13 protein-coding genes are annotated in these 17,254 nt (G+C 61.1%); 5 read left to right on the forward strand and 8 right to left on the reverse strand.

What is annotated here, in order from left to right; genetic code table 11:
* Positions 1–51: 51 nt before the first annotated feature.
* Positions 52–1,410, reverse strand: coding sequence for an OprD family porin (locus tag NF676_RS25945; RefSeq protein WP_016772649.1), 1,359 nt, complete (start codon positions 1,408–1,410; stop codon positions 52–54).
* 364 nt (positions 1,411–1,774) lie between these two features.
* On the opposite strand from NF676_RS25945, the gene tauA reads away from it, so the two are divergent.
* The gene (gene tauA, locus NF676_RS25950; protein ID WP_252887991.1) at positions 1,775–2,764 is read left to right on the forward strand and encodes a taurine ABC transporter substrate-binding protein; all 990 of its coding nucleotides are present in this window, start codon (positions 1,775–1,777) and stop codon (positions 2,762–2,764) included.
* Positions 2,765–2,897: 133 nt separating this feature from the next.
* Here the strand turns inward: tauA and argA are convergent, their stop codons facing one another.
* Together argA and argE are read right to left on the reverse strand one after the other, a co-directional pair.
* Positions 2,898–4,199, reverse strand: coding sequence for an amino-acid N-acetyltransferase (gene argA, locus NF676_RS25955; RefSeq protein WP_016772647.1), 1,302 nt, complete (start codon positions 4,197–4,199; stop codon positions 2,898–2,900).
* 262 nt (positions 4,200–4,461) lie between these two features.
* The gene (gene argE, locus NF676_RS25960) at positions 4,462–5,616 is read right to left on the reverse strand and encodes an acetylornithine deacetylase (RefSeq protein ID WP_252886957.1); all 1,155 of its coding nucleotides are present in this window, start codon (positions 5,614–5,616) and stop codon (positions 4,462–4,464) included.
* Between the two features lie 156 nt (positions 5,617–5,772).
* On the opposite strand from argE, the gene NF676_RS25965 reads away from it, so the two are divergent.
* Entirely contained in the window at positions 5,773–7,143 is a 1,371-nt protein-coding gene (locus NF676_RS25965; protein ID WP_071172166.1) for a CYTH domain-containing protein, read from the forward strand.
* 106 nt (positions 7,144–7,249) lie between these two features.
* Here the strand turns inward: NF676_RS25965 and NF676_RS25970 are convergent, their stop codons facing one another.
* Positions 7,250–7,714: an Lrp/AsnC family transcriptional regulator gene (locus NF676_RS25970; RefSeq protein ID WP_024014730.1), complete on the reverse strand. Its 465-nt coding sequence runs from the start codon at positions 7,712–7,714 to the stop codon at positions 7,250–7,252.
* A gap of 126 nt (positions 7,715–7,840) precedes the next feature.
* On the opposite strand from NF676_RS25970, the gene NF676_RS25975 reads away from it, so the two are divergent.
* The 3 genes from NF676_RS25975 (at position 7,841) to NF676_RS25985 (ending at position 10,442) form a co-directional block, all read left to right on the forward strand.
* Positions 7,841–8,179 (forward strand): ACT-like domain-containing protein, encoded by a 339-nt coding sequence (locus NF676_RS25975; RefSeq protein WP_252886958.1) that lies wholly within the window; start codon positions 7,841–7,843, stop codon positions 8,177–8,179.
* A gap of 92 nt (positions 8,180–8,271) precedes the next feature.
* Positions 8,272–10,056 carry a type IV pilus assembly ATPase TfpB gene (tfpB, locus tag NF676_RS25980; protein ID WP_024014732.1) on the forward strand — a complete coding sequence of 595 codons (1,785 nt, stop codon included), beginning with the start codon at positions 8,272–8,274 and terminating at the stop codon, positions 10,054–10,056.
* Positions 10,057–10,121: 65 nt separating this feature from the next.
* Positions 10,122–10,442, forward strand: coding sequence for a DUF2388 domain-containing protein (locus tag NF676_RS25985; RefSeq protein ID WP_172667868.1), 321 nt, complete (start codon positions 10,122–10,124; stop codon positions 10,440–10,442).
* 186 nt (positions 10,443–10,628) lie between these two features.
* On the opposite strand, the gene gcvP is transcribed toward NF676_RS25985, so the two are convergent.
* From gcvP to NF676_RS26005, 4 genes are all read right to left on the reverse strand, one after another.
* A complete protein-coding gene (gene gcvP / locus NF676_RS25990) occupies positions 10,629–13,502 on the reverse strand; it encodes an aminomethyl-transferring glycine dehydrogenase (protein WP_252886959.1) in 2,874 nt (957 codons plus the stop codon).
* Between the two features lie 236 nt (positions 13,503–13,738).
* Positions 13,739–14,122, reverse strand: a complete 384-nt coding sequence (gcvH, locus tag NF676_RS25995) for a glycine cleavage system protein GcvH (RefSeq protein ID WP_150742944.1) — start codon at positions 14,120–14,122, stop codon at positions 13,739–13,741.
* Between the two features lie 47 nt (positions 14,123–14,169).
* Positions 14,170–15,252, reverse strand: a complete 1,083-nt coding sequence (gene gcvT, locus NF676_RS26000; protein WP_056791717.1) for a glycine cleavage system aminomethyltransferase GcvT — start codon at positions 15,250–15,252, stop codon at positions 14,170–14,172.
* Between the two features lie 155 nt (positions 15,253–15,407).
* Positions 15,408–17,024, reverse strand: a complete 1,617-nt coding sequence (locus tag NF676_RS26005; protein WP_252886960.1) for an ABC transporter permease — start codon at positions 17,022–17,024, stop codon at positions 15,408–15,410.
* Positions 17,025–17,254 lie beyond the last annotated feature (230 nt).

Here is a 17,254-nt window from a genome sequence, read left to right on the forward strand (position 1 = left end):
GCCCGGCGCGATGCCGGACGGGGCTTTTTTTCTTCAGTTGCTCGAGCGCTATTACAACAGCGGGATCGAGTAGCTGAGGATCAGGCGGTTTTCGTCCTGGTCGCGTTGACCAGCGATGTCGGTGCGCCACGAAGCGTTTTTCCACATGAAGCCGACGTTTTTCAACGGGCCTTCTGGAACAACGTACGCTACGGTCAGATCGCGTTCCCACTCGGAAGCGCCATTCGAAGTCTGGACGCGACGAGCGTAGGTATCAACGTTGTCACCGCGCAGGTAAACCATGCCGGCGGTCAGGCCTGGCACGCCAACTTTGGCGAAGTCATAGGAGTAGCGTGCTTGCCAGGTGCGCTCGCCGGCACGGGCGAACTTCTGGATCTGCATGTCGGTGATGGTGTAGTTCGACGAGCCGTCACCCTGGTTCAGCCAAGGGAAGTCGCTGCTGCCATTGCTCACCTGATAGCCACCACCAAAGGTGTGACCGGCAACGGTGTAAAGGAACAAGCCGCTGTACAGGTTGTTGTCGACCTTACCTTTGCCGTTACCCAGCGTACTGTTGCCGTACGCACCGTTGCTGAAGTAGTCCGAATCGTTGCCATTGCGGCCGTCATCGGAGCTATTGAAGTACCGGAAGTCGGACTTCAACACACCTGGGCCAATCGACCAGTTATGCACCAGACCCAGGAAATGCTGCTTGTAGAAGTTTTCCAGATTGCCGTAGTAGTACTGGGCCGTCAGATCCTTGGTGATCTTGTAGTCACCACCGGCGTAGATGAACTTGTTGCTGTTTGTGGTGCGCGCAGTTGCGCCACCGATCGACAGCTGCTCATTGTTGCTGGAGTTACGACCTTTCACGTGTTCGATCTGGCCACCGACCAGAGTCAGGTCCTTGATCTCGCCGGAAGTGATCTGGCCACCCTGCCAGGTTTGTGGCAGCAGACGACCATCGTTGGTGACGATGACCGGGTTCTTCGGCTGCAAGGTACCCAGCTTCAGTTCGGTCTGGGAAATCTTGGCTTTGGCCGTCAGACCCAGGCTGGAGAAGTTATCAACCGCCTGACCGTTGGATTCGCTTGGGAAAACAGTGCCGCCGTAGGCACTGCCAGGGGTGCCATCACCGTTAACGTTGCCGTTGGTGCCGCCGCCCGAATCCAGACGTACGCCCAACAGGCCGATGGCATCGATACCGAAGCCGACAGTGCCTTGGGTGTAACCGGAAATGAAACGCAGATCGAAGCCTTGGCCCCACTCTTCGTTGCGACTTGGTTCGGCAGTGCCGTTACGGTTGTCGGTGTTGATGTAGAAGTTGCGCAGACCCAGAGTAGCCTTGCTGTCTTCGATGAAACCGGCGGCGCCTGCCTGCTGCGCCATAACCCCAACGGCCACAGCCAGGGCCAAGGTGGACTTGTTCATGTATCGCTCCTCTCGTTCTAATTCTTGTGTTCCTGGTTCGGGGTCGATTTGCCCTGAATCCTAAGATGCGCGATTAGCGCCAGACCGTGACTGCCAAGTCAATCGTAACCTTGTGTGTCTACGACCATCGTCTAATCGCCAGTGATTGGGTCCCTGCAGCGTAAAGACTTCCTGATAATCCCAAAAAGAATTTATTCATCCTTTTTCATACCATTCGGACATATGGCCCATTAATGGCCCTTTGCGCCGGGAAACAGCGTATCGGCGCCTAAGCTCATTCCTAAATGGTATTTGTTGACCTTTTTTTAGATCGATTAGCTTTGCCGTGCTCCCAACACGGCAAATCCCATCGAAAAGGCGACGCATCATGGCGAAACGCGCACTATCAAGTCAATTTGTTACAGTTTGTGTGTCGGCACTGTTTTCTTTTTCCGCACATGCCGCCGGTCTGACGGTCGGTTACCAGACCGGGATCGATCCGAGCAAAGTGCCGCAGGCCGATGGTGTCTATGAAAAAACCATCGGCGAGAAGATCGACTGGCGTCGTTTCAACAGCGGCCCGGAAGTCGTCACTGCCATTGCTTCTGGCGACGTGCAGATCGGCAACCTTGGCTCAAGCCCACTGGCGGCAGCTGCTTCACGCAATCTGCCGATCGTGGCGTTTATCGTTTCGGCGCAGATTAATGCCGCAGAAGCCTTGGTGGTGCGCAACGGCAGCGGCATCGACAAACCGCAGGACCTGATCGGTAAAACCATCGCCACACCGTTCGTGTCGACCTCGCACTACAGTCTGCTTGGGGCGCTGAAGCACTGGGGCCTGAATACTTCGCAAGTCAAAGTGGTCAACCTGCAACCGGCGGAAATCGCCGCCGCGTGGAAGCGTGGCGACATTGACGGGGCGTTTGTCTGGTCGCCGGCGCTGGGCGAGATCCGCAAGACCGGCAAGACCCTGACCGACGCCGCCCAAGTCGGCCAGTGGGGTGCGCCGACCTTCGAGGTGTGGGTGGCGCGCAAGGACTTTGCCGAGAAGCATCCCGAGGTCGTGGCCAAGTTTGCCAAGGTCACCCTGGAGTCGTTCGCTGATTACGCCGCACACAGAGACAGCTGGACGGCCGACTCGGTGCCTGTGCAAAAAATCGCCAGATTGACCGGTGCCAACGCAGCAGATGTGCCGGAACTGCTGGCCGGTTCGGCGTTCCCGGATGCCAAGGCGCAGCAAAGCACGGCGCTGCTGGACGGCGGCACCGCCAAGGCCATTGCCGAAACGGCGAAATTCTTGAAGGAACAAGGCAAGGTCGAGACGGTGCTGCCTGATTATTCGCAGTACGTCAGCGCCAAATTCATCACTGACTGAATGCAGAAAGTGGCGAGGGGATTTATCCCCGTTGGGCTGCACAGCAGTCCCCCAGCGATTCCAAGTGAAAACACAGGGGGCCGCTACGCGACCCAGCGGGGATAAATCCCCTCGCCACAGACCTCGCTGTTGTTCAGAGGGTCTTTTCGAAGATCTTCGAATTGCGCTGATAGTTGTACAGCGACGCCCGCGCCGCTGGCAGGCGTTCGACGCTGCTCGGCTCGAAACCGCGCTCGCGGAACCAGTGCGCGGTGCGCGTGGTGAGTACGAACAGGGTTTTCAAACCCTGCGCCCGCGCGCGGGTTTCGATGCGTTCGAGTAACTCGTCGCCGCGTCCGCCGTGGCGATACTCGGGATTCACCGCCAGACACGCCAGCTCACCAGCATCGGAGTCGGCAATCTGATACAGCGCCGCACAGGCGATGATCATGCCTTCGCGCTCGACCACGCTGAACTGCTCGATCTCGCGCTCCAGCACTTCCCGCGAGCGGCGTACCAGAATGCCCTGCTCTTCCAGCGGACTGATCAGGTCGAGCAAACCGCCGACGTCTTCAATCGCCGCCTCGCGCACCAGTTCGAATTGCTCTTGCGCAACCAGCGTACCGCCACCGTCACGGGTGAACAGCTCGGTCAGCAGCGCGCCGTCTTCGGCATAACTGACGATATGGCTGCGCGCCACGCCGCCTCGACAGGCTTCGGCGGCGGCATCGAGCAACTCCGCTTGATAGTTGCTCATGCCCAGACGCTGCAAATGGGCCGGCACTTGCTGCGGGCGCAGTTCGCGTACCAGTTTGCCGTTTTCGTCGATCAGGCCGAGCTCGGCGCCGAACAACAGCAGCTTGTCCGCGCCCAGATCAATCGCGGCGCGGGTGGCGACGTCTTCGCAGGCAAGGTTGAAGATTTCGCCGGTCGGCGAATAGCCCAGCGGCGACAGCAATACGATCGAGCGTTCATCGAGCAGGCGATTGATGCCCTTGCGATCGACCCGACGCACTTCACCGGTGTGGTGATAGTCGACACCTTCCAGCACGCCGATCGGCCGCGCGGTGACGAGGTTGCCGCTGGCCACGCGCAGGCGCGAGCCCTGCATCGGCGACGAAGCCATGTCCATCGATAGCCGGGCTTCGATAGCGATGCGCAACTGGCCGACCGCATCAATCACACACTCCAGCGTCGCGGCATCGGTGATGCGCATGCCGTGATGGTAATGCGGGGTGAGGCCACGGGCGGCGAGGCGTGTTTCGATCTGTGGGCGCGAGCCGTGCACCAGCACCAGACGCACGCCCAGACTGTGCAGCAAGACCAGGTCGTGGACGATGTTGCCGAAATTCGGATGCTCGACGCCGTCGCCGGGCAGCATGACGACGAAGGTGCAATCGCGGTGGGCATTGATGTAAGGGGACGCGTGGCGAAGCCAATTGACGTATTCGGGCATGAACCTGGGCCTGTAATAAAGAGCAGCCGAAAAAAGGGGCGAAACGAAAAACGCACAGCGGGCTGATGGTTATCGTCGGAACAGGCTTGGCAACACGCGCGCTCTCCTCATGAATACGGGTTGGGGTACAGGCAATTTACCGGGTTGATGCAAGACATTTAACCCTGTGGGAGCGAGCCTGCTCGCGAAAACGGTGGATCAGGTTCATCAATGGCGACTGACGGAACGCTTTCGCGAGCAGGCTCGTTCCCACACAGGGCCGTCATCGTTCGTCTGTCGTCAGGCAGTAATGTTCAATCAACTGCCGAATCAGATGCACGGTAGGCTGCAAACGTGACATTTCAAGGTACTCGCCGGGTTGATGCGCGCAGGCAATGTCGCCGGGGCCGAGGACGATGGTTTCGCAGCCGAGGCGCTGAAGATAAGGCGCTTCGGTGCCGAACGCTACTGCTTCGGCGCGATGGCCGGTGAGCTTTTCGGCGATGCGCACCAGTTCGGCATCTTCGGACTGCTCGAACGGCGGCACTTCCGGGAACAGCGGTTTGTAATCGATTTTCACCTTATGCCGCTCGGCCACCGGGTTGAGCTTGCGCAGGATTTCCGCGCGCAGCACGCTCGGGTCCATGCCCGGCAGCGGCCGCAGGTCGAATTCCAGCGAGCACTGGCCGCAGATGCGATTGGGGTTGTCGCCGCCATGAATGCAACCGAAGTTCATCGTCGGTTGCGGCACGCTGAACTGTGGGTTGCTGAATTCACGCTGCCACAACAGACGCAGACCGCGCAGTTCGCCGATGGCATCGTGCATCGCTTCAAGGGCGCTGTGGCCCAGGCGCGGATCAGACGAGTGGCCGCTCTGCCCGAGGATGTCGATGCGCTCCATCATGATGCCTTTGTGCATGCGGATCGGCTTGAGCCCGGTCGGCTCGCCGATCACCGCCGCGCGGCCCAGCGGTTGCCCGGCCTCGGCCAGTGCGCGGGCGCCGGACATCGAGCTTTCTTCGTCGCAGGTGGCGAGAATCAGCAGCGGTTGCTTGAACGGCTGATCAAGCAGCGGCTGCACGGCTTCGATGATCAGCGCGAAGAAGCCCTTCATGTCACAACTGCCCAGCCCGACCCAGCGGCCATCAACCTCCGTGAGCTTCAGCGGGTCGGTCTGCCACAACGCGTCGTCGTACGGCACGGTGTCGCTGTGCCCGGCCAGCACCAGGCCGCCGGGGCCGCTGCCGAAACTGGCGAGCAGATTGAATTTGCCGGGGCTGACCTGCCGGATATCGCAGCTGAAGCCCAGGTCACCAAGCCAGCCCGCCAGCAGATCGATGACGGCGCGGTTGGACTGGTCCAGGTTCGGTTGAGTACAGCTGACCGATGGCGCGGCAATCAGCGCGGCGAACTGGTCTTGCATGGACGGCAATGGCATCACTGACTCCAGGTCCCGGATTGAGGCCCACTATAGAACCATCCGGCGCGCGGAATAAACCGCCGCAGGGCGTAGGAAGTTTGACTCCTGTACACTGCACGGCCTTGGCAGCCACACATTCCCCCGGCTGCGCTCCCGATTCTGGATGTTCCGGCCATGCAAAAAGAAACTGAAATCAAACTCCGCGTCAGCCGCGAAACCCTCGCTGCCCTGCGCGAGCACCCGCTGCTGAAGAAACGCAACAAAAGTGGCTGGGAACGCCGTGAGTTGATGAACCAGTACTTCGACACCCCCGAGCGCGACCTCGCCCAGGCCAAAGTCGCCCTGCGCCTGCGCAAGGACGGTGACGAAGTGATTCAGACCCTCAAGACCCGTGGCCAGAGCGTCGCCGGTCTGTCCGAGCGTAACGAGTACGACTGGAAACTGGCGAAAGCCAAGCTCGACGTGAAAAAACTCGACGGCGAATGCTGGCCCGAGTCGCTGGCCGAGCTGGACAAGAAAACCCTCAAGCCGATCTTCACCACCGATTTCGTCCGCGAGCGCGCCGAAATCGCCTGGGGCCGTGGCAAGACCAAAGTAGTCATTGAAGCCGCGCTGGATCTCGGTCACGTGGTGGTCGGCAAGCAGAAAGAAGAAATCTGCGAGCTGGAACTGGAATTGCGCGAAGGCGAGCCTGCCGCGTTGCTGGAACTGGCTGCCGAACTGGCCGAAACCCTGGCGCTGATGCCATGCGATATCAGCAAGGCCGAGCGTGGTTATCGCCTGCACGACGCCAACAGCTACTCGCTGAGCCTGCCAGCGCCGCAGCTGACCACCGAAACCCGTCTCGACGACGCCTTCGCCGCGCTGAGCTGGCATCTGCTCGGCAGCAGCCAGCGTCTGGCCGAACAATATCGCTTCAACGGCCACTGGCGTCTGCTGCAGGACTGGGTCGAGAACCTCGCGGAAATGCGCGCCCTGCTCAGCAGCCTCGGCCAGGCTGCGCCGCGTCAGTCGACCCACGATTTGCGCGTGGCCCTCGATGCCTTGCTGGAAGACTGGCGTCCACTGGTACAGGTCGGCATCGAAGACGAAGACGTGCGCAAGGCCGCGCCGGAGCAGTTCCTCGAAGAACTGGAAGACCCGCGCTGGGGCCAGTTCTCGCTGAACGCTTCACGCTGGCTGCTGGCCCGCACCTGGACCGCCGACCGCAACACTCGCGGTAATCGTCAGGGTGACGCGCAACTGCACAGCTGGCTGCCGCGTCTGCTCGGCGAAGAAGCCACTGCTCTGCAGCTGCAACGCTATCAGCAGCAGCCGGAAGATCTCGCTGAACAACTGCCGCGTATCGAACGCATTCAGGTCTGGTTGCACCATGCGCGCAACGTGCTGGACATCCCGGAAATGGATCGCCTGTACGGTGAGCTGAACAAACTGGCGCAACTGGCCAACGAGCCGACCATCACCGACGAACTGCTCGATGCACGCAAGCATCAGGCAATTGCGGTGTACCAGAACCGCGCTTGGAAAATCCTCCTGCGCAGCTAAACACCTTCCCACCTGATCGTTCCCACGCTCTGCGTGGGAACGATCAAGCGGGGTCTGCTGCGCAGCCCAGCGGGGATAAATCCCCTCGCCACAAAGGCCATCCGCACTAGACCGGCAGGCTCGTGGTGGACTTGATTTCAGAAAGCGCCACAATCGAATTCACTTCCTGTATCCCCGGCACCAGCGACAGCTTTTCGAAAAAGAACCGCTCGTACGCCTCAATGTCTGCCGCGACTATGCGCAACATGAAGTCCACTGCGCCCATCAGCACATAACACTCCAGCACTTCCGGAAAGCCGCGAATCGCCTCGGTGAATTCAGTGAAGTTCGAACGCCCATGAGCGTTGAGTTTGATCTCGGCAAAGATCTGCGTGTTCAGGCCGATCTTCTTGCGATCCAGCAAGGTCACCTGACCGCGAATAATGCCCTCCTCCTTCATCCGCTGAATCCGCCGCCAGCACGGCGATTGCGACAGGCCGACCTGTTCGGCGATCTGCGCGCTCGACAGCGAAGCGTCTTCCTGGAGCAAGGCGAGGATCTTGCGGTCGTAGGCGTCCAGCTCGCTGTGCATAAAAAATCCTCAAAGATCAGCTTTCACGAATCAACTCTTTCGATAAATCCGTTCAGACGCCGATCATAGCCAAGAAATACCCCGCACCGAATGTAAAAATTTCTCCAGTGATTTTGGAGACTCGCCATGCCGCACCTTGAAGCCGTGAACAGCGCCCCCACCCGCGCCGATGTCTGGAACGTCAACAACGCCCACTGCCTGGCGCAGTACCGGATCCTCGCCGAGGCCGAGCCGGATCTGCTGGTGCGGGTGCTGAATCTGTTCGCTTTGCAGTTTCTGACGCCGGAGCAGGTCAACGTCCAGCGCCGGGAAGATCTGCTGTCGATCGACCTGCTAATGGGCGGCCTGAGCTGGCATCGCGCGCAAGTGATCGCGGAAAAACTGCGCAACCTGATCAGCGTCTGCACAGTGGACCTGCACAACGCCGACGCAGCGTGGCAGGCGCCCGCACAGGCTGCCGGCTGACAAATCCGGCAACGGCTTCGTCGGGTAGTGGCCCAACGGTCAGCAGAGCCACGACTATCCTTTTGCGCATGACGCTTAAAAAGGAAAGCCGCATGTCCGTTCAATTTGTCACTCAGGACCGCTGGCTGGACCTCAACGATGTATTACGGGAACTGGTCGCCCAAGGCTTCATCTGCCAGGACGCGGCGGAACAGGCGCTCAATGCCCGCCGTCGCCATGCTGCTCACGGGCAGATGCATCCGCTGGAATTCATCGCCAGCCAGCAACTCGACGACCTCAGCCGTCCGGGCAAACATCTGGATCTGGAAAGCCTGACCCTGTGGCTGGCGCAACAGGCCGGTCAGCCGTATTTGCGCATTGATCCGCTGAAAATCAATGTCGCGGCGATCACGCCGCTGATGTCCTATGCCTTCGCCCAGCGCCACAAGATTCTCGCCGTCGCCGTGGACCGCGATTCGGTCACCGTGGCCAGCGCTCAGCCCTACGTCAGCGGTTGGGAAGCCGACCTGACCCACGTGTTGAAGCTGCCGATCAAACGCGTTGTGGCCAACCCGGTCGACATCCAGCGCTTCAGCGTCGAATTCTTTCGTCTGGCCAAATCGGTCAGCGGCGCCAGCAATGCCGACGCCCAGGGCGGCAACCTCGGCAATTTCGAACAACTGCTCAATCTCGGCGCCAGCGACCAGGAACCGGACGCCAACGACGCGCACATCGTCAACATCGTCGACTGGCTGTTCCAATACGCCTTCCAGCAGCGCGCCAGCGACATCCACATCGAACCGCGCCGCGAGCACGGCACCGTGCGCTTTCGCATCGACGGCGTGCTGCACAACGTCTATCAATTCCCGCCGCAGGTGACCATGGCGATCGTCAGCCGCCTGAAAAGCCTCGGCCGCATGAACGTCGCGGAAAAACGCAAACCCCAGGATGGCCGGGTCAAGACCAAGACCCCGGACGGCGGCGAAGTGGAATTGCGTCTGTCGACCTTGCCGACGGCGTTCGGCGAAAAAATGGTCATGCGGATTTTCGACCCGGAAGTGCTGCTGAAAAATTTCGACCAGTTGGGTTTCAGCGCCGACGACCTGCGCCGCTGGCAGGACATGACCCGCCAGCCCAATGGCATCATTCTGGTCACCGGGCCGACCGGTTCGGGCAAGACCACCACTCTGTACACCACGCTGAAAAAACTGGCGACGCCGGAGGTCAACCTCTGCACCATCGAGGACCCGATCGAAATGGTCGAGCCGGCCTTCAACCAGATGCAGGTGCAGCACAACATTGAGCTGACTTTCGCCGCCGGGGTGCGCGCGCTGATGCGACAGGACCCGGACATCATCATGATCGGCGAGATCCGCGATCTGGAAACGGCGGAAATGGCGATTCAGGCCGCGCTCACCGGGCACTTGGTCCTGTCCACCCTGCACACCAACGACGCGCCGAGCGCCATCAGCCGTTTGCTCGAACTCGGTGTGCCGCATTACCTGATCAAAGCCACCGTGCTCGGCGTTATGGCTCAGCGTCTGGTGCGCACTTTATGTCCGCACTGCAAGGCGCCGCTGACGCTCGAAGATGAAGACTGGCAAACCCTGACCCGGCCCTGGCAGGCGCCGCTGCCGAGCAATGCGCAACGGGCGATCGGATGCCTGGAATGCCGCGACACCGGCTATCGCGGGCGCGCCGGCGTGTACGAAATCATGCAACTGAGCGACAGCCTCAAAGCATTGATCACCCCGGATACCGACCTCACCGCGATCAGGCGTCAGGCCTTCAAGGAAGGCATGCGCAGCCTGCGCCTGTCCGGCGCGCAGAAAGTCGCGGCGGGGCTGACCACGGTGGAAGAAGTGCTGCGGGTGACGCCGCAAAGTGAGTTGAAATAATTCAGCACGGAACTGGATCGGGGGATCGGCTATCCAACCCCGTAGTCAATCCCAGGAGTCACCTCATCATGCGTCTCAAACTCGCTGTCGCCACCTTGGCCCTGCTGTCGCTTCCCGTTGGTTCGGCCATGGCGGACAGCTTTTGGCGTAACGTCATCTCCTCCGGCGCCACCACCGGCTCGACCTACCTGACGTTCAAGGATCACAAGCTGATCGTCGCCGCCCAGGACGACGCCGGCAGCTTCGTCGCCAGCGACGGCGGCATCCGTGGCCCGTACCTGGAAGCAGCGATGCAGAAAGTACGCGCCGACAACCCGGGCCTGCAGGCTTCGGACATGGAACTGGCGAACGCGATTCTGGCGAAGAACGCCGTGGCGTCCGAGTAAGCCTCGCACCCTCAAAAATGCCGCTCGATCGAGCGGCATTTTTTTGCCCGTCTTCTGAAACCGATACAAAACCCTGTGGGAGCGAGCCTGCTCGCGAAAGCGGTGAGCCAGTCACCGAAAATGCTGGCTGGACGATTGCTTTCGCAAGCAGGCTCGCTCCCACAGGGACGGCGGTGGATTTAGAGATCAGCGGTAATCATCCACCGGGACACACGCGCAATACAGGTTGCGATCCCCGTAAACGTTGTCCACCCGATTCACCGCCGGCCAATATTTGTGCAATCGAGTGTGCGCATCCGGGGTGATGGCCTGTTCGATGCTGTACGGCCGTTCCCAGATCCCAGTGACATCGGCCAGCGTATGCGGGGCGCGTTTGAGCGGGTTGTCTTCGCCCGGCCAGTTGCCCTTCTGCACTTCATTGATCTCGGCGCGAATGCTCAGCATCGCCGCGATGAAGCGGTCGAGTTCTGCCTTGGATTCGCTCTCGGTCGGCTCGACCATCAACGTACCGGGCACCGGGAAGGACATGGTCGGCGCGTGGAAGCCGTAATCCATCAGCCGCTTGGCAACGTCTTCCTCGCTGATGCCGGTCTGCGCCTTCAGTGGGCGCAAATCAAGAATGCATTCATGCGCCACCCGGCCGTTGCGCCCGGCGTAAAGCACCGGGAATGCCCCGGATAGATGCTGCGCCAGATAATTTGCCGCCAGAATCGCCACCTCACTGGCGTCCGCCAGTTGCGGGCCCATCATGGCGATGTACATCCAACTGATCGGCAAAATGCTCGCACTGCCCCACGGCGCTGCGCTGACTGCGCCGTTCTGCGCCAGCGGCCCGTCAATCGGCACCACCGGATGGTTGGCGACGAACGGCGCCAGATGCGCACGAACGCCGATCGGCCCCATGCCCGGCCCGCCGCCGCCATGGGGAATGCAGAAGGTCTTGTGCAGATTCATGTGCGACACGTCGGCGCCAATGTCCGCCGGTCTGGCCAAGCCGACCTGGGCATTGAGATTGGCGCCATCCATGTACACCTGGCCGCCGTGCTGGTGAATCACTGCGCAAATTTCGCTGATGCCTTCCTCGTAAACGCCATGGGTCGACGGATAGGTCGCCATCAGGCACGACAACTTATTCCCAGCCTCTGCGGCTTTCAGCTTCAAGTCTTCCAGATCGACGTTGCCCGCCTCATCGCATTCGACAATCACCACACGCATTCCGGCCATCTGCGCCGAGGCCGGGTTGGTGCCGTGGGCCGACGATGGAATCAGACAGATGTCCCGAGCGCCCTCCCCTCGGCTCTCGTGATATTTACGGATCGCCAGGAGCCCGGCGTATTCGCCCTGGGCGCCGGAATTGGGCTGCATGCAGATAGCATCGAAACCGGTAATCGCGCAGAGCCAACCCTCAAGTTCTTCGATCATCAGTGTGTAACCGACAGCCTGCTCCCTCGGCACGAAGGGATGCAGATTGGCGAACTGCGGCCAGGTGATCGGGATCATTTCGCTGGTGGCGTTGAGCTTCATCGTGCAGGAACCGAGCGGAATCATCGACTGATTGAGCGCCAGATCCTTGTTTTCCAGTTGCTTGAGGTAACGCAGCATCTCGGTTTCGCTGTGGTGAGCGTTGAACACCGGATGTTGCAGGTACGGCGTGCTGCGCTGGAGTTCGTCGGGAATTCCCGAGGCGATGTCCTCCGCATCAAGCGCATCAACGCTCAGGCCGTGATCGGCGCCGAGCAGCACATCGAACAGCTTCGCCACGGTGTGTTCATCACAGGTCTCGTCCAGACTCAGACCGACGCGGCCGCGACCAAGAATGCGCAAGTTGATCTGCGCCGCCTGAGCGCTTTCGATGATCGCCGTTTGCGCACCGCCGACCTCCAGGGTCAGGGTGTCGAAGAACTGCTCGTTGAGCCGTTTGATACCGTTGCGCTTGAGTCCCGCGGCGAGGAGGCAGGTCAGGCGATGCACGCGCTGGGCGATACGCTTCAAGCCCTCGGGGCCGTGATACACCGCATAACAGCTGGCGATATTGGCCAGCAGGACCTGCGCGGTGCAGATGTTCGAATTGGCTTTCTCGCGGCGGATGTGTTGCTCGCGGGTTTGCAGGGCCATGCGCAGCGCGACGTTGCCGCGAGCATCTTTCGATACACCGATGATCCGCCCCGGAATCGCTCGTTTGTACTCCTCGCGGCTGGCGAAAAACGCCGCGTGCGGGCCGCCATACCCCATCGGCACACCGAAACGCTGGGACGAACCGAACACCACATCGGCACCCAACTCACCCGGCGGCGTCAACAAAAGCAGGCTGAGCAGGTCGGTAGCGACGCAGGCCAGGGCCTGTTGTGCGTGCAGGTGGTTGATCAAGGGTTTGAGATCGCGGATTTCGCCGTGGGTGTCGGGGTATTGCAGCAGCGCGCCGAACACCTCGTGCTGCGCCAGGTTATCCACCGCGTCGACGACCAGCTCGAAGCCGAAACCTTCGGCGCGGGTCTGCACCACGGAGAGGGTTTGCGGATGGCAGTCTTCATCCACAAAAAACAGATTGCTCTTCGACTTCGCCACGCGCCTGGCCAACGCCATGGCTTCGGCCGCTGCGGTGGCCTCATCGAGCAGCGAGGCGTTGGCCAGTTCCAGGCCGGTGAGGTCGATGGTCAGTTGCTGAAAATTGAGCAACGCTTCGAGCCGGCCTTGAGCGATTTCAGGTTGGTATGGGGTGTACGCGGTGTACCAGCCAGGATTTTCCAGCACGTTGCGCAAAATGACGGTCGGCGTCACCGTGCCGTGATAGCCCATGCCGATCAGGCTGGTGAACAGCTGATTCTGCTCGGCATAACCGCGTAGTTTCGCCAGCGCAGCCTGTTCGTCGAGTGCCGGCGACAGATCCAGTGCGCGATTGAAGCGAATGCCCGGCGGCACGGTCTGCTCGATCAGCTCGGCGCGACTGCCCAGGCCGAGGCTGTCGAGCATCGCCTGCTGCTCGGCGGCATCCGGGCCAAGGTGGCGGCGCAGAAAGGCTTCGGGATCGCGTAACTGGCTCAGGGACGGCGACTGGGACATGACGGGCTCTCCTGGCTGGCGCTTGGCGTCAATCGACACGGTCAAACCAGCATAGCAGGCGAATTTTCAAGATCACGCCGCCCCTGTGGGAGCGAGCCTGCTCGCGAAAGCGGTGTTTCAGAAACCTTGGCATTGACTGATATGGCGCTTTCGCGAGCAGGCTCGCTCCCACAAAGGGATATTCGTCGCCCATAAAAAAGCCCCGACGAATCGGGGCTTTGGGTGTTGCCGGCAACTTACTCGCCGATTGCAGCCTTGTACCCAGCAGCATCCAGCAGCTTGTCCAGCTCGGCCTTGTCGCTTGGCTGGAGCTTGAAGATCCACGCGCCGTACGGGTCATTATTCAGCTCTTCTGGCGAGTCGGTCAGCGCCTCGTTGATCGCGATGACTTCACCGCTGACCGGGGCGTAGATGTCGGAGGCGGCTTTCACCGACTCGACCACGCCGGATTGATCACCGGCGGCGAACACCTTGCCGACTTCGGTCAACTCGACGAACACCACGTCGCCCAGCGCTTCCTGCGCGTGATCGCTGATGCCCACGGTGACAGTGCCGTCAGCTTCCAGACGCGCCCATTCATGACTTTCGGCAAAACGCAGTTCGGCAGGGATATCGCTCATCTTCGGTTCCTCGGAAATTGGTCAGCGGTCATGCCCGCCAGAAAAGGTTAGATCAAGGTTTTGCCATGGCGCACGAAGGTCGGTTTGACCACTCGCACCGGATACCACTTGCCACGGATTTCCACTTCGGCGCGGTCGGCAGTCGCCATCGGTACACGCGCCAGGGCAATCGATTTGCTCAGCGTAGGAGAGAAACTACCACTGGTGATCTCCCCTTCGCCAACATCGGCGATGCGAACCACTTGGTGAGCGCGCAAAACCCCGCGCTCTTCCAGCACCAGACCGACCAGTTTATGCGCCACGCCGACGGCTTTTTCCGCCTCCAGCGCCGCACGGCCGATGAACTGCCGCGAGGCCGGCTCCCAGGCGATGCTCCAGGCCATGTTCGAGGCCAGCGGTGAAACGTCCTGATGAATGTCCTGACCGTACAGGTTCATTCCGGCCTCGACACGCAAGGTGTCGCGAGCGCCAAGGCCGATCGGCGAAATACCGGCACCGACCAGGTCGTTGAAGAAACCCGGCGCCTGATTGGCCGGCAGACAGATTTCCAGGCCATCCTCGCCAGTGTAACCGGTACGCGCGATGAACCAGTCGCCGTCGATGGCGCCTTCGAAAGGTTTGAGTTGCTGGATCAGCGTGGCGCGCGACTGGGTGACCAGTTCGGCAATCTTGTGCCGGGCCTGCGGGCCTTGGATGGCGAGCATCGCCAGCTCGGCGCGCTCGTGCAGTTGCACGTCGTAGGCGCCGAGCTGGGCGTTCATCCAGGCCAGATCCTGATCGCGGGTCGAGGCGTTGAACACCAGCCGGTACGCGTCGTCGAGGCGATAGACGATCATGTCGTCGACGATGCCACCGCGCTCATTGAGCATGGTGCTGTACAACGCCCGGCCGGGGCGGTGCAGACGTTCGACGTCGTTGGCCAGCAGATGCTGGAGCCAGGCCTTGGCCTGGGCGCCGGTGACATCAATCACGGTCATATGGGAAACATCGAACACCCCGCAATCGCGGCGCACTTCGTGGTGCTCCTCGACCTGCGAGCCGTAATGCAGTGGCATGTCCCAACCGCCAAAATCGACCATCTTCGCGCCGAGCGCGAGGTGCAGGTCATACAGAGGCGTACGCTGTCCCATGGGTTTCTCCTTCCGGGCGTGGCGAGGGTGCGGACCGCCGCTATACGGCTGAAGGCCTTGATGAATAAGGCTTGCAGCCGATTCCAGCGCACGGGTCTGTCAGACGAACCGCACCGAATGCCGCGCATTGTAGCCGCATGATGTAGGACTGACGACTAAGTGTTTCGATGCGCCGAACGTCGAATCAATCCGATCACCGGCAACAGCCCGACCAGCACCAGGGTCAATGCTGGCAACGAGGCGCGCGCCCATTCGCCTTCACTGGTCATTTCAAAGATGCGCACCGCCAGCGTGTCCCAGCCAAACGGGCGCATCAGGAGGGTCGCGGGCATTTCCTTGAGCACATCGACGAACACCAGCAACGCCGCACTCAAAGTGCCGGGCAGCAAGAGCGGCAGATACACTTTGAAAAACAGTCGCGGCCCACTGACACCCAGGCTACGTGCCGCTTCGGGCAAAGATGGCCGTATACGCGCCAGACTGCTTTCCAGCGGCCCGTAAGCGACAGCGATAAAGCGCACCAGATACGCCATCAGCAAAGCTGCGAGGCTGCCGAGCAGCAACGGTCTGCCCGCACCGCCGAGCCATGACGAAAGCGGAATCACCAGCTCACGATCCAGATAACTGAAGGCAAGCATGATCGACACCGCCAGCACCGAACCGGGCAAGGCGTAGCCGAGATTGGCCAGACCGACGCCGGAGTTGATGGCTGGGGTCGGCGCCAGGCGCCGGGCAAACGCCAGCAACAGCGCAACGCTGACGGTGATCAGCGCCGCCATCGCGCCCAGATAGAGCGTGTGCAGAATCAGCCCGGCGTAACGCTCATCCAGATCGAAGCGTCCACGCTGCCAGAACCAGACGATCAGTTGCAGCACCGGGATGACGAAGGCGCAGGCGAACACCAATCCACACCAGCCCGTCGCCGCGAAGGCCTTGATTCCCCGCAGGTGATACAGCGCTTTCACCCGTGGCCGCTCGTTGCTGGCCCGATTCGCCCCGCGTGCCCGGCGCTCGCCGTACAGCACCAGCATCACCACCAGCAGCAACAGACTGGCCAGTTGCGCAGCGCTGGGCAGGCTGAAAAAGCCGTACCAGGTTTTGTAGATGGCCGTGGTGAAGGTATCGAAGTTGAACACCGACACCGCGCCAAAATCGGCGAGGGTTTCCATCAGCGCCAGCGCCACGCCCGCGCCAATCGCCGGACGCGCCATCGGCAGCGCAACCCGCCAGAACGCCTGCCACGGCGACTGGCCCAGCACCCGCGCCGCTTCCATCAAACCTTTGCCCTGAGCCAGAAACGCGGTGCGCGCCAGCAGATAAACGTAGGGATAAAACACCAGCACCAGCACCACGATCACCCCGCCGGTGGACCGTACCCGAGGCAGGCGCAGGCCGCTGCCGAACCATTCGCGCAACAGGGACTGCACGGGGCCGGCGAAATCGAGCAGGCCGACGAAAACGAACGCCAGTACATACGCTGGAATGGCGAAGGGCAGCATCAGCGCCCAGTCGAGCCAGCGCCGACCGGGGAATTCACAGAGGCTGGTCAGCCATGCGAGGCTGACACCCAGCAGAATCACGCCGACACCGACGCCGAGGATCAGCGTCAGGGTATTGCCGAGCAGACGCGGCATCTGGGTTTGCCACAGGTGCGACCAGATCTGCTGATCGATGGTCTGCCACGACAGCAGCAACACGCTCAGGGGCAACAACACCAGCGCGGCGATGGCGAAGACGATGGGGTACCAGCGGCGTTGGGCGGGGTGGGCCACTTTTGGGTCTCTGGAGGGATTGGGGTGTTCTTGGATTGCGTATTTCAGGTTGGGATTGCTGCCCTCACCCTAGCCCTCTCCCGGAGGGAGAGGGAACTGACCGAGGTGCTCATGCAAACTACATCGACCTGAGATATTGAGTCGAACTCAAGTTTCGAAAGCAACAAGTTGGCTCCCTCTCCCTCCGGGAGAGGGCTGGGGTGAGGGAGCGATCTTGAAAGATCAACAGT

The sequence above is a fragment of the Pseudomonas siliginis genome, from assembly GCF_024072275.1.
In the GTDB taxonomy this organism is placed as follows: Bacteria; Pseudomonadota; Gammaproteobacteria; order Pseudomonadales; family Pseudomonadaceae; genus Aquipseudomonas; species Aquipseudomonas siliginis.